The following is a 12,777-nucleotide window of genomic DNA, read 5'->3' as shown; positions in this document are numbered from 1 at the left end:
ATTGTAAAGCGTTTTACTAAAATTTATGATATGATTATTAGAGGAATAAAAAAGGAGTCTATTATGTCTAAAAAAGAAGTAACTGTAGAAAGTTTCGAACTTGACCATACAATTGTTAAAGCACCTTATGTCCGTCTTATTTCTGAGGAAGTTGGTCCTAAAGGTGATGTGATTACAAACTTTGATATTCGTCTTGTTCAACCAAATGAAAATGCTATTCCAACTGCTGGACTGCACACAATCGAACACTTGCTCGCTAAACTTATCCGTGAACGTATCGACGGAATGATTGACTGTTCACCATTTGGCTGCCGTACTGGTTTCCATTTGATTATGTGGGGCAAACACAACACCACTGAAATTGCCAAAGTCATCAAATCAAGTTTAGAAGAAATCGCTACTGTAACATCATGGGATGACGTTCCAGGTACTACTATCGAGTCTTGTGGTAACTACAAAGACCACAGTCTATTTACAGCAAAAGAATGGGCAAAACTTATTCTTAAAGATGGTATCTCAGACGATCCATTTGAACGTCACGTCATCTAAATCTTTTAAGTCAGCTAGCAGCTGGCTTTTTTTTACACCAAAAAGGACAGAGAAATGACTTTCCCTGTCTTTTTTGATTTATAGATGTCTTAGTGGAATTGCATACCACCATCAACAATAATGGTTTGCCCAGTGATGTAATCAGAATCTGGTCCTGCTAGGAAGCTAACAGCTTTAGCTACATCTTCTGGTTCAGATAAACGTTTAAGGGTAATATCTTTAGCAAAAGTTTGCATGCCCCATTCATCATCTTTACCAGCATTTTTACCAACTTCATGAGCAATATCAAACATCATCGGTGTTTTAACAATACCTGGTGCATAAGCATTTACCGTAATACCATAATCTGCCAAATCACGCGCTAGGGTTTGTGTGATACCACGAATGGCAAATTTACTACCACCATAAATCGTTAGATTTGGATTACCAACGACACCAGCTTGTGAAGAAGCATTGATAATTTTACCGCCATGACCTAATTTTTTAAACTCAGCTAAAGCTGCTTGAGCACCCCAAATAGTACCACCGACATTAATGGCAAAAGTACGTTCGAAGACTTCTTCTGTGATAGTATCTAAAGGCGTTGTTGGTGCAACCCCTGCGTTATTAACAACTACCGACAAATCTCCGAAATGCTCAACAACCTGTTCAAAAGCCTTAGCAACTTCTTCACGTTTAGAAACATCTGCTACAACAGCGTAAGCATCCTGTGGCGACAGTTCTTGAACAGCTTTTTCAGCAGTTTCTTGGTTATAATCCAAGATTCCAATCTTAAATCCATCAGCGTGAAGACGTTTAGCAATGGCAAAGCCAATTCCTTGACCTGCACCAGTAACAATGGCTACTTTTACCATAAATATCACCCCTTAATCTTTAAATTAGGTTAATTATAGCGCTTACAAATTTTAGTGTCAAACTTTTTGAATCTTTTCACAGATTTTTTCATTACTTTGAAAATACAAACAAAAAAGGCGCCCTATTCTAGGAATCGCCTTTAAAAATTAATAATCCAAAGCGTCAGAGTGGCCTGAACCATTACCTACAAAATAACCTGTTTTACAGTTAATTGAGAAGAGGTAAGTTCCGTCTTTTCTAAACATGTTGTAGTAACCATTACCATTAATAATATTAACTTTTTCAAGAATATAATCATTTCCAGAGAAATAACCACGAGTTTGTGATGTTGAAACGATTTTTTCAAGTACACCATCACCAAATGTCCAAGCTGGATTATTTGAATCAGCAATCGCTGAGTCGTTATAAGGAACACGACTCTTATCTCGTTGAAGATTTGAATTATCAGATGCAGGCGCTGCTGGTTTAGCTTCAGCTGCTTTATCATTGCTTTCTGTCTGGCTGGCAGAGTTAGAAGCTGCTTGCGCTTGGCTACTTGATTGTGCTTTAGCCGCTAATTGATTTTTACCATCAGTAATCACTGATTGCAATAAATTATCCAAGTTAGCGTCACCTGTATTCAAAACATCACTAGATAAGCTGTCGAATTTGGCATCAGCTTTAACAGTTCCTGAAACTTTCTTACCATCAACAATAACGTCTTTTTCAAACAAAGCGTTGATTGCTTTAATAGCTGTAATGTGAGCTGCTACAGTATCGTATTGTTTTTTAGCAGCATCATAAAAATCAGTACCTTTTAGGTCATCCAATTTTTCTTTTAGAACAGAAATCTTGTCAAATTCACTGTTTTTCAACTTCGTTTTAGTGTCATCAGTGAACAAAGCTGCATATGCATCATCAAAAGCTTTTTTGGCTTTTTTAGCTTTTTCTGCAGCACTTGAACTTGATGTCGTTTTTTTCTGGCTTGATGAAGTTGATGAGCTAGCTACTGTGGTTGTTGAATCTTTAGTGTAGTGTAGCGCATAGCCTGCACCAAAAATAGCGACAACAAGAGCTGCTAAACCACCAATGATAACACGTTTTTTCTTAGACGTTGGTTTGTTATCATCAGCTGAAAGAGCAATCGAAGTTGCTTCTTTTTCTGCTTCTTTAACCTCTTCAGCAGGAATTGCTACAGGGTCTTCTTTTGCTTCTTCAACAGCAGTTACAGTTTCTTCAACTTCCGGAGTAGTTGTCCCTACTTCTGTTGCTGCTTCTTTTTCTGTGTCAACAGTTTCGACTGGTTCAGACTCAGGCTCAGCCTCAACCTCTTTAACTTCAGTCTCTTCAACGACTGGTTCAGCTACTTCTTCTGATTCAACTTCTGATTTAGGTTCAGCAGTTTCCTCAAAAACGTCCTTACTAACAATTCCGCTGTTAACAAGTTCTTCACGTTGTTTTTTAATAAAGTTATCCAAAGCTTTTGTATCTAAATCTTCAAAATCAGATAACTTTGTTTCAAATTTTTGCGATGTTACTTCATCTCGGTGCTGTTTAATATACTTATCTAAAACGCCATCAGACTCAGTAATTCCAGCTTTCATTTCAGAATCTTTTCGAACAGCTTCTTCAATGGTTAGATTTTTAACATCTTCAAAGTTAAGCCCATCTTTTTCTTCAGAAGATGGCATGTCTTTTTTTTCTGACACGTTCTGGTCACCTCTCTAAATAAAATCTCAACTGCTTAACGATGTTGTTAAGCGCACTTTTCCTTACTTTTCTTTTGCTTGCGTGATAGCAGAGCGTTTAACACGTTCACCGTAAAATTGGTACAAATCAACTCTAAGAGTACCATTATACAATTTACGTTTTTTATCAGCTTGTGACCCGTATTTTCGTTCAAACTGTTCATCGCTGGTCAGAATAAATTTGCTCCATGTTTTAAGTGGTGCAAAGGTCTGTCCCATCTCATTATACAAGATGTCGACTGCTTTGTCATCAAGCAATCGCTCACCGTAAGGTGGGTTAGAAATGATAACGCCGTTGATTTTATCGGTTTTCAAGTCTTGAAGACGCATTTGTTTCAATTTGATGACATCGCCAAGCCCTGCTTCTTCTGCATTTTTCTTAGCGATTTCAATCATGCGACCATCAATATCAAATCCTGAAATATCAAGCTCGATATCGTAGTTAGCTTTTTCTTCAGCCTCATCACGAACTTTTTGAACCAAATCAGCATCTACCCAATTCCACTCTTCAAAGGCAAAATCACGGTTAAAACCGGGTGCGATGTTCATCCCAATCATAGCAGCTTCAATACAAAATGTTCCTGAACCGCATGTTGGGTCGATAAATGGTTTATCTGGGTACCAGTTTGACAATTCAATAATAGCAGCTGCCATATTTTCTTTAATCGGAGCGCCTCCTTTTTCCACACGGTAACCACGTTTAAAGAGACTAGCACCAGTGGTATCAATCATAACGGTTGCTTTATCTTTCAAAATAGATACTTCAATTCTGAATTCCGCACCATTTTCTTGCAAAGGAACACCATCTGGACGGTGGTAAACTTTTTGAAGTTTTTTTACAACTGCTTTTTTACTGATAGCTTGAACACTTGGCTCATTGTGCAATTTTGATTTGACACATTTTGCTTTTGAAATTGGGAATTTAGCACCTAAAGGCAAGTAATTTTCCCAATCTAATTTGTAAACTCCTTGGAATAATTCTTCAAAGGTACGTGCTGGAAATTCTCCAACAACAATTTTGACACGGTCAGCCGCACGAAGCCAAAGGTTTGTTGTAATAATCGTTCTAACATCCCCTTGAAAACGTACTTTACCATTTTCAACCTGGCAATCAATCCCTAAATCACGGATTTCGCGCCCAACAACAGCTTCAAGCCCTGCAGCTGCAGTCGCCACTAAATTAAATGTTTTTTTCATTCACACATTCCTATTTCATCAAAATACTTATCTATAAGTTTAACACGTTTTACTAGCTTATAGCTAGTAAAAATCAATTAATTTTCAAATACCAAATCGAGCCTCGATTTAGTATTAAAATACAAAAATAAAAGCTAGCCTAAGCTAGCTAGATACCTATATGCAATTTTCTATAAGCCATGTTTTGTTCCAGAGATAACTAGGTCTTATCTCCTTCGATAATCATCTGTCTACTGTTTCCAGTCAGGATAGATCGTTCGGATTCCTACTATCCCGTGCCCCTACCAAAGTTTGGGTTGCTAGCTTGAGGGGTTTACCGCGTTCCACTTCTCGAGTTTCCTCAAGAACTACGTCACTGTGGCACTTTTCAGAGCTATTTAGGCATATCAAAGACTTAGCCTTTTCACTCGCCGTAACATCACAAGATGTCCCTAGGCTTATTAATTCACCTAGCACAAACACTACCGGCATCACAGCCAGTGCTAGCATGGACTTTCCTCATGGTATTAGAATACCACGCGATTATCCAAAAATTGCAATTTATCTTTCTTACCTTCGTAAAGGAAGATAAGTCACATACAAACTCATTTAATAACTTTGTCGAAACCGACTAAAAAGTTATTATTCAGTGATTTGTTTACCAAAAACTTCTTTTTCCAAACGACTAATACGTTTCAAAATATCGAAGTTTGTTGCAGTTTGAGCAACACGTGCGTGCTCAGCCTGTGGAGCAACATAAGAAGTTGCTGGTGCTGCTTTTGGTTTAGCAGCCAATTCTTGTTTTAATTTTTCATTTTCAGCACGTAGTTCTTGAAGTTGAGAAATATAAGATTCATAATCTTTGATAACATCATCAAGGAACTCGTCTACTTCTTTTTTATCATAACCACGCATGCTGGTTTTGAATTCTTGTTCAAAAATGTCCTTAGGACTAAAAATAATACTTGCCATTCTATCTCTCTCCAAACAAAACTATTCTAGTTAACCTTCGAATACGAAAACGTCATATCAAGATATATGTTACAGAAAATTTAGTGAAAAATCAAGCATTTACCTTTAAATCATTATTAAAAATTCATTACCAATCTTCAAGGAATTCATTAAGGCGATCAAAGGTTAAATACTGGATAGGATAGTTACCTTTTTCTCGCATGACTTCTACCAGATATTTCAGATTTGTTTCATTTTCTGGATCATAAAAAAGGTAAGCACCGTCTGTATTATCTACTAAAAATTGATTGTACGCTCTAAACTGACTTGGATTTTCATACTCTTTATAGGAATACTTCACAAAATCCACCTGTTTGAACTCACTCAATTTGACTTGATTGGCTTCGTTCCAATTATGACCATGATTTTCAAAAGTGAAAATAGTAGCAATACTAAAATCATACTCCTCTTGGAGCTCTTTTGCAACCTGTAATGCCCAATATTCAAATCCAAGGTTTCCCATAAAGATTAACCAATCAACTCCTTCATCAAAATAACGAATCAAATCATGCCTAATCGCCTTCTTGATAATCTCGATTCGTTGGTCTTTTTCTTGAAAAATACCAAGTTCAAAACTCTTATAGCCCGTGACGAGAATTGCAGTCATAACCTGTTTCCTTTCTAAAAATATGTTATAATAGTAGTGCTTATATTGACTTAAGCATGAATGTTAGGAGTTTTATGGTTAATTACCCTCATCATCTTATTCGAAAACAAGCAGCCCCAGCTTCTAGGAAGAACACAAAATCAACGATTAACTTTGCTAATCGTGGGATGAGTTTTGAAGCAGCAATCAATGAAACTAATAATTACTACTTATCTCGTGATATTGCTGTCGTTCACAAAAAACCAACCCCAATTCAAATTGTAAAAGTTGATTATCCCAAAAGAAGCCGTGCCAAAATTGTAGAAGCTTACTTTCGCCAAGCATCCACGACCGATTATTCTGGTGTCTACAAAGGACGCTACATTGACTTTGAAGCGAAAGAAACGCGACAAAAGACTTCCATGCCCTTAAAAAACTTCCACGCTCACCAGATTGAGCACATGAAACATGTCTTAAAGCAAGACGGCATCTGCTTTGTACTACTTCACTTTTCGACACTTAAGGAAACTTATTTCTTACCCGCTAGTGCTCTAGTAGACTTTTACCAAATCAACCTCGGCACCAAATCCATGCCACTTGATTATATCAGAAAAAATGGGTATATGGTGACAACAAGTTCACTCCCTCAAGTTCCTTATTTGGACATTATCGATCAAAAAATATTAGGCGGTGATCACAATTAAAAAGAAAACAACAAAACACAGACGAACAAGCAATCCTGCATCTAAAGCAACTGCTCTTAAGGTGCTAAAATACGGTTTAATCACTATGATGTCTTTGGTTGTTGCTGGTTTTCTAATTGGTGGCTCAATCTTTGCATTCTATGTTAGCAGCACACCAAAACTAACAGCAGCTAAATTATCATCAACTAACTCAAGTCTGATTTATGATACCAACGGAACCTTAATTGCTGACTTGGGTTCTGAAAAACGTGAGAGCGTATCAGCTAACAGCATTCCATTGAACTTGGTTAATGCAGTGACTTCTATCGAAGATAAACGTTTCTTCAAACACCGTGGTATCGATGTTTACCGTATCCTCGGAGCAGCGCTAAATAACTTTACAAGTTCTAGCACACAAGGTGGTTCAACACTTGACCAACAGTTAATCAAATTGGCTTACTTCTCAACAAGTGAATCTGACCAAACCTTGAAACGTAAAGCTCAAGAAGCTTGGCTAGCTCTTCAAATGGAACGTAAGTATACCAAAGAAGAAATTCTTACCTTCTACATTAACAAAGTGTACATGGGTAACGGTAACTATGGTATGCTAACAGCAGCTAAATCTTACTACGGTAAAGATTTGAAGGATTTGTCTATTGCACAGTTGGCTTTACTTGCTGGTATTCCTCAAGCACCAAGTCAATATGACCCTTACACAAATCCAGAAGCTGCTCAAAACCGTCGTGACACTGTTCTTGCTGAAATGTATGAAGATGGTAACATTACAAAATCTGAATACGATACAGCTCGTGCTACTCCAGTCACAGATGGTCTGCAAACACTAACTGAATCAACAAGTTATGAACCTTATCTTGATAACTACATCAAAGAAGTTATTCAAGAAGTAAGCGACAAAACTGGTCAAGATATCTACTCAGCTGGTTTGAAGGTTTACACAAACGTTGATACAGAAGCTCAAAAATACCTCTGGGATATCTACAACACAGACTCTTATGTCTATTACCCAGATACAGACTTACAAGTTGCCTCAACTGTTGTTGACGTAAGCACTGGTAAAGTTATTGCTCAACTTGGTTCACGTAACCAAGATACAACCGTTTCACTCGGAACTAACCAAGCCGTTCTAACTGACCGTGACTGGGGTTCTACAATGAAACCAATCACAGACTATGCTCCAGCGATTGAAAATGGTGTCTACACAAGTACTGCTGCTGTCACTAGCGATAGCAAATACTACTGGCCAGGCACTTCAACTCAAATTTATAACTGGGACCGTCAATACTACGGCAACATGACCATTCAAACCGCTATCCAACAATCACGTAACGTACCAGCGGTTAGAGCCCTTGAATCCGTCGGCTTAAATAAAGCTAAATCATTCTTGGAAGGTCTTGGCATTTACTACCCACAACTTTACTACTCAAATGCTATCTCAAGTTCAACAAGTGATTCTAGCCAAAAATACGGTGCAAGTAGTGAAAAAATGGCTGCTGCCTATGCCGCATTTGCTAACGGTGGAATCTACTACGAACCACAATATGTCAACAAAATCGAATTCAACGATGGTACAAGTAAATCATTTAGCGCATCTGGTAGCCGTGCAATGAAAGAAACAACAGCTTACTTGATGACTTCAATGATGAAAACTGTTTTGACATACGGTACTGGTACGAGAGCTGCTCTCCCAGGTATCTACCAAGCTGGTAAAACAGGTACATCAAACTACTCAGACGATGAACTTGCTGAAATCGAAGAATCAACAGGCATTTACAATAGTGCTGTCGGAACAATGGCTCCTGATGAAATGTTTGTCGGATACACACCACAGTACTCAATGGCTGTTTGGACAGGTTACAAAAACCGTATGACACCAATTTACGGTAACGGTCTAAACGTTGCAGCTGATGTTTACAAAGCTATGCAAAGTTACCTCAACGAAAAATACGGTAGCGGAAGCGAAGACTTTGAGGTTCCTAAAGGTGTTTACACAAGTGGCGGTTATGCTTACCTAAGTGGCTCAAGTAATTACACTTATTCACCATCATCAAGCTCAGTCTACAGCAACATCTATGGTTCAAGCTCAAGCTCTTCTGAAGAAGCTTCATCTAGTCAATCATCTAGCGAAGATACTTCATCAACAGAAGCTAACTCAGAAAGCAGTGAATCTACTGATGCTAAAAGCAGCACTGAAAGTAACGAATAATAAAATCACCTCTGCTTAGTCAGAGGTGATTTTATTGTGCCAAAAAACGCTAGCTGATATCAGCTAACGTTTTTAGTTTTATATTATTTGCTTGCAAGAGCTCCCATTGGATCCCAAGGTGCAAGAACGATTGGTTCAGCTTCATAAGCAGCTCGTTCTTCTGCTGTCAAGAATTCTTTACGTACCACGATTTGGTAAGTGAATTCATCCATCCAAGCATCAGAAGCAACAAAGTAACCTTTGTTACCAACTTTTTCTCCCCATGAATTTTCAACTTTCCATTTAAGAGATTTGCCATTTTCGTCCAAATCAACACCTGTAAGAACCATAGCGTGTGTCATCAAGCTTTCGCTGTAATCAAGACGACCTGCTTTATCTTGTGTGAAGTTGATATCCATAGCTGTTTCAAAATCGTAAACATTTGTTGCCATGATACCTTTTTGGCGGTCTGAAATTTGGCCAACATCAGAACCAAACCAAACAGTTTCACCAGCTTGCATTTGTGCGATAGCCAATTCTTTGAAACGTTCCATATCAAGGTTGATGTAACGAACGTCACGGCTACCAACCACGTTACCAAGCATTTCAACAGTGTATGATTTACCATAAGGTTTGTCAGCTGTTGGGGCATTGATAACTGATACGTATTCAGAAAGATCTAAACCAACGTATTTTTTGAAGAATTCTTGTGGTGTGATATTTTTATCTGAATGATAGTTATTGTCTTTATCACGGTAAGCAAAATCAAATGTACGTGGTGGCAAGCCAAGGTTAATAGCTAAGAAATTGAAGACTTCTTGAAGAAGTTCTTCTTTTTTAGCTTGAACAGCTTTGTCATCTGCACCTGCTGCAATAGCTTCACGCAAAATTTGAGCATCTTGACGCAATAGTTTGTTAAGGTATTGGTTCAATTCACGGCTATTGCTTGATGAAATTGATTCTGGGTAAGCAGCTTTGGGCACAACACCGTATTTTTCAAAAAGAGCAACAACCATATCCCATTGACCACCATCTTGTTGTGGCACATCAAGTAAGAATTTTACTTTACGGCTACCAAGTTCTTGGTCAGCAGTTGCAATAACTTGTTCTAAGAACCAGTTTGATTTTTCGTATTTGTCCCAGAAGAATGTGTGAGCTTGAGAAAGTTCGAAGTTTTCCAAGTTAAGGTCTGAGATCATTTTATGACGGAAAGTATTAAGAGCTGCAAACATCCAGCAACGACCTGAAGCTTTTTGGTTAGCAACTTTATCTTTTGTTAAATCAATTGAAAAAGCGTGGTCGTTTTCCATTTCACTTTGACGTGTTTCAAGAGATTTTAACAACCCATTGTGAGTTACAGCATTTTCAACAGCACGCAATTTGCTATCAGCTTGAAAATCAGCAAATAGCTTATCAGTAAATGTTGATGATAATTCTGACATAATTCCTCCTATAATTGTGGCTAAGCTCTCATGTAATATTTTCTGACTTAACCTAACTTAACTAATAACCATTATAGCGCTTATTAAGCATTTTTCAAGAGAAATTGTAGAACTTTTTAAAACTTTCAAAAAAATGTGTAAACTTTCATAGCAGTATATGTCAGAATTTTCAAATAATAATACTAAAACCAAACAAAAAAGCCCAAATAGGGCTTTTTAATTTTGAAATTTATTTCCAAAAATCGTCAAATACTGTAATTGGCAAGTGACGTTTGTGTTCTGTTTTATTCCACCAGTTTTCGATTTTAGCTTGTGCTTCTGCTGAAACTGTTTTACCTTCAAGATAATCATCGATATCGTTGTAAGTAACGCCTAGTGCCACTTCATCAGCAATACCTGGACGATTTTCTTCCAAATCAGCTGTTGGAATTTTTTCGTAGATAGCTGGGTCAGCACCAAGCTCTGCCAATAATTGTTTACCTTGACGTTTGTTAAGGCGATAAAGTGGAATCACGTCAGCACCACCATCACCAAATTTTGTAAAGAATCCAGTGATGTTTTCTGCAGCGTGGTCAGTACCGATAACAGCACCGCTATTTGCACCTGCTACAGCGTATTGAGTAATCATACGTTGACGAGCTTTGATGTTCCCTTTGTTAAAGTCAGAAACGTCAATACCAGCTTTTTCAAGTTCATGAACTTGTCCATCAACAGCTTCTTTGATATTTACAGCAATGCTAACATCTGGTTTGATGAATTTAAGCGCACGTTGTGCATCTTCTTCGTCAGCTTGAACACCGTATGGCAAACGAACTGCGATGAATTTATAGCTGTCATCACCAGTTTCAGCACGCAATTCTTCCATAGCGATTTGTGCCAAACGTCCTGCCAAGCTAGAATCTTGACCACCAGAAATACCAAGCACATAAGATTTCAAGAAAGAATGTTTTTTCATGTAATCTTTCAAGAAATCAACAGAGACACGGATTTCTTCTTTAGCATCAATACTTGGTTTAACACCTAATTCAGCAATAATTTTTTCTTGTAAAGTCATTACTTAACTTCTCCTTTTTGTTGAGCTTCTTTGCGAATACGGTCGATAAGATCCATTTTGTTTTGCCAAACTTCTTGTGACAAGTCAACTGGATAATCTTGTGGGTTAAGTAGACGTTTGTATTCGTCCCAAAGTTTGTCGTATTCTTTGCGAGCATAATCTTGGATTTCAGCAAGTGTTGGCAAATCGTAAACCAATTCACCTTTATCAAAGATATCAACAAGGAGAGGAACAGCTTCAAAATCTTTTACTGTTTTATTGATGTAAGTGTATGTTGGGTGGAACATGTAAACTTCATCAAGTTGGTTAACATCTGTATCAGTGAAAGTGATGTAGTCACCTTCTGTTTTATTTCTTTCGCGACTTGTGATGCGCCAAACTTGTTTTTTACCTGGTGTAGACACTTTTTCAGCGTTGTTAGACAATTTGATAGTGTCTTGCATTACACCGTTTTCATCTTCGATTGAGACAATTTTGTAAACAGCACCAAGAGCTGGTTGGTCATAAGCTGTGATAAGTTTTGTACCAACACCCCAAACGTCAATTTTGGCTTTTTGCATTTTAAGGTTAAGAATGGTATTTTCATCCAAATCATTTGAAGCGTAAATTTTAGCATCTGGGTAACCTGCAGCATCCAATTGTTCGCGGATTTTTTTAGACAAGTAAGCCATATCACCAGAGTCAATACGAACTCCAAGAAAGTTAATCTTGTCACCAAGTTCATTGGCTACACGAATAGCTGCTGGAACACCCAAACGAAGTGTATCATAAGTATCAACCAAAAAGACGCAATCTTTGTGAGTGCCTGCGTAAGCCATGAAGGCTTCATAGTCATCACCGTAAGCTTGAACAAGAGCATGTGCATGTGTTCCTGACACTGGAATATCAAACATTTTACCAGCACGAACATTTGATGTGGCATTAGCACCACCGATTACAGCAGCACGTGTTCCCCAAATTGCTGCATCCATTTCTTGAGCACGACGGCTACCAAATTCTAGCAATGGTTCATCATTAATAACTGAACGGATACGAGCAGCTTTTGTGGCAATCAATGTTTGGAAGTTTACGATGTTAAGCAAAGCTGTTTCAACCAATTGACATTGTGCCAAAGGTCCTTCCACTTGGACGATTGGTTCATTAGCGAAAACAAGGTCACCTTCTTGAGCTGAACGAATGGTTAATTCTAATTTAAAATCTTTCAAATAAGCGATGAAATCAGCTGGATAACCTAAATCTTCTAAGTAAGCAATATCTGTTTCTGTAAAACGAAGGTTTTTAAGGTATTCAACCATACGTTGCAAACCAGCAAAAACAGCATAGCCATTTGAAAATGGTTCTTTACGGAAAAAGACTTCAAAAACCGCTTTACGGTTGTGAATGCCTTTATCGAAATAAACTTGCATCATATTAATTTGATACAAATCTGTGTGGAGAGTTAAACTATCATCTTGATACATGTGGTATCCCCTTTTTAAAAATATCGACCCA

At 37.8% G+C, this 12,777-nt stretch carries 11 protein-coding genes and 1 other RNA gene; 3 read left to right on the top strand and 9 right to left on the bottom strand.

What is annotated here, in order from left to right; genetic code table 11:
- Positions 1–63: 63 nt before the first annotated feature.
- Positions 64–549 (top strand): S-ribosylhomocysteine lyase, encoded by a 486-nt coding sequence (locus GPZ88_RS06635; protein ID WP_039695895.1) that lies wholly within the window; start codon positions 64–66, stop codon positions 547–549.
- Between the two features lie 89 nt (positions 550–638).
- Here GPZ88_RS06635 and GPZ88_RS06630 read toward each other — a convergent pair whose 3' ends face one another.
- The 6 genes from GPZ88_RS06630 to GPZ88_RS06605 form a co-directional block, all read right to left on the bottom strand.
- A complete protein-coding gene (locus GPZ88_RS06630) occupies positions 639–1,403 on the bottom strand; it encodes a (S)-acetoin forming diacetyl reductase (protein WP_074565072.1) in 765 nt (254 codons plus the stop codon).
- 147 nt (positions 1,404–1,550) lie between these two features.
- The gene (locus GPZ88_RS06625; protein ID WP_166043777.1) at positions 1,551–3,092 is read right to left on the bottom strand and encodes a cell division site-positioning protein MapZ family protein; all 1,542 of its coding nucleotides are present in this window, start codon (positions 3,090–3,092) and stop codon (positions 1,551–1,553) included.
- 63 nt (positions 3,093–3,155) lie between these two features.
- Positions 3,156–4,328, bottom strand: a complete 1,173-nt coding sequence (locus tag GPZ88_RS06620) for a THUMP domain-containing class I SAM-dependent RNA methyltransferase (protein ID WP_039695898.1) — start codon at positions 4,326–4,328, stop codon at positions 3,156–3,158.
- Between the two features lie 168 nt (positions 4,329–4,496).
- An RNA gene (rnpB, locus tag GPZ88_RS06615) (RNase P RNA component class B) lies at positions 4,497–4,862 on the bottom strand.
- Positions 4,863–4,949: 87 nt separating this feature from the next.
- A complete protein-coding gene (gene gpsB / locus GPZ88_RS06610; RefSeq protein ID WP_006531162.1) occupies positions 4,950–5,279 on the bottom strand; it encodes a cell division regulator GpsB in 330 nt (109 codons plus the stop codon).
- Between the two features lie 127 nt (positions 5,280–5,406).
- Positions 5,407–5,925, bottom strand: coding sequence for an SLOG family protein (locus tag GPZ88_RS06605; RefSeq protein ID WP_074869957.1), 519 nt, complete (start codon positions 5,923–5,925; stop codon positions 5,407–5,409).
- A 74-nt stretch (positions 5,926–5,999) separates the two neighbouring features.
- Here GPZ88_RS06605 and recU point away from each other — a divergent pair, with 74 nt between their 5' ends.
- A complete protein-coding gene (gene recU, locus GPZ88_RS06600; RefSeq protein WP_158913236.1) occupies positions 6,000–6,608 on the top strand; it encodes a Holliday junction resolvase RecU in 609 nt (202 codons plus the stop codon).
- Positions 6,595–8,811, top strand: coding sequence for a penicillin-binding protein PBP1A (gene pbp1a / locus GPZ88_RS06595; protein WP_158913234.1), 2,217 nt, complete (start codon positions 6,595–6,597; stop codon positions 8,809–8,811). The genes recU and pbp1a overlap by 14 nt, the downstream gene beginning before the upstream one ends.
- An 83-nt stretch (positions 8,812–8,894) precedes the next feature.
- On the opposite strand, the gene pepC is transcribed toward pbp1a, so the two are convergent.
- The 3 genes from pepC to GPZ88_RS06580 form a co-directional block, all read right to left on the bottom strand.
- The gene (gene pepC / locus GPZ88_RS06590; RefSeq protein WP_158913232.1) at positions 8,895–10,232 is read right to left on the bottom strand and encodes an aminopeptidase C; all 1,338 of its coding nucleotides are present in this window, start codon (positions 10,230–10,232) and stop codon (positions 8,895–8,897) included.
- Between the two features lie 229 nt (positions 10,233–10,461).
- Positions 10,462–11,286, bottom strand: a complete 825-nt coding sequence (nadE, locus tag GPZ88_RS06585) for an ammonia-dependent NAD(+) synthetase (RefSeq protein ID WP_166043775.1) — start codon at positions 11,284–11,286, stop codon at positions 10,462–10,464.
- Positions 11,286–12,746 (bottom strand): nicotinate phosphoribosyltransferase, encoded by a 1,461-nt coding sequence (locus GPZ88_RS06580; protein WP_074561296.1) that lies wholly within the window; start codon positions 12,744–12,746, stop codon positions 11,286–11,288. Before GPZ88_RS06580 ends, nadE begins: the two co-directional genes overlap by 1 nt.
- Between the last annotated feature and the right edge of the window lie 31 nt (positions 12,747–12,777).

It is taken from the genome of Streptococcus ruminicola (genome assembly GCF_011387195.1).
Classification (GTDB): domain Bacteria; phylum Bacillota; class Bacilli; order Lactobacillales; family Streptococcaceae; genus Streptococcus; species Streptococcus ruminicola.
The sequence above is the reverse complement of the archived record's forward strand: the minus strand, read 5'-3'. Positions and strand labels throughout refer to the sequence as shown.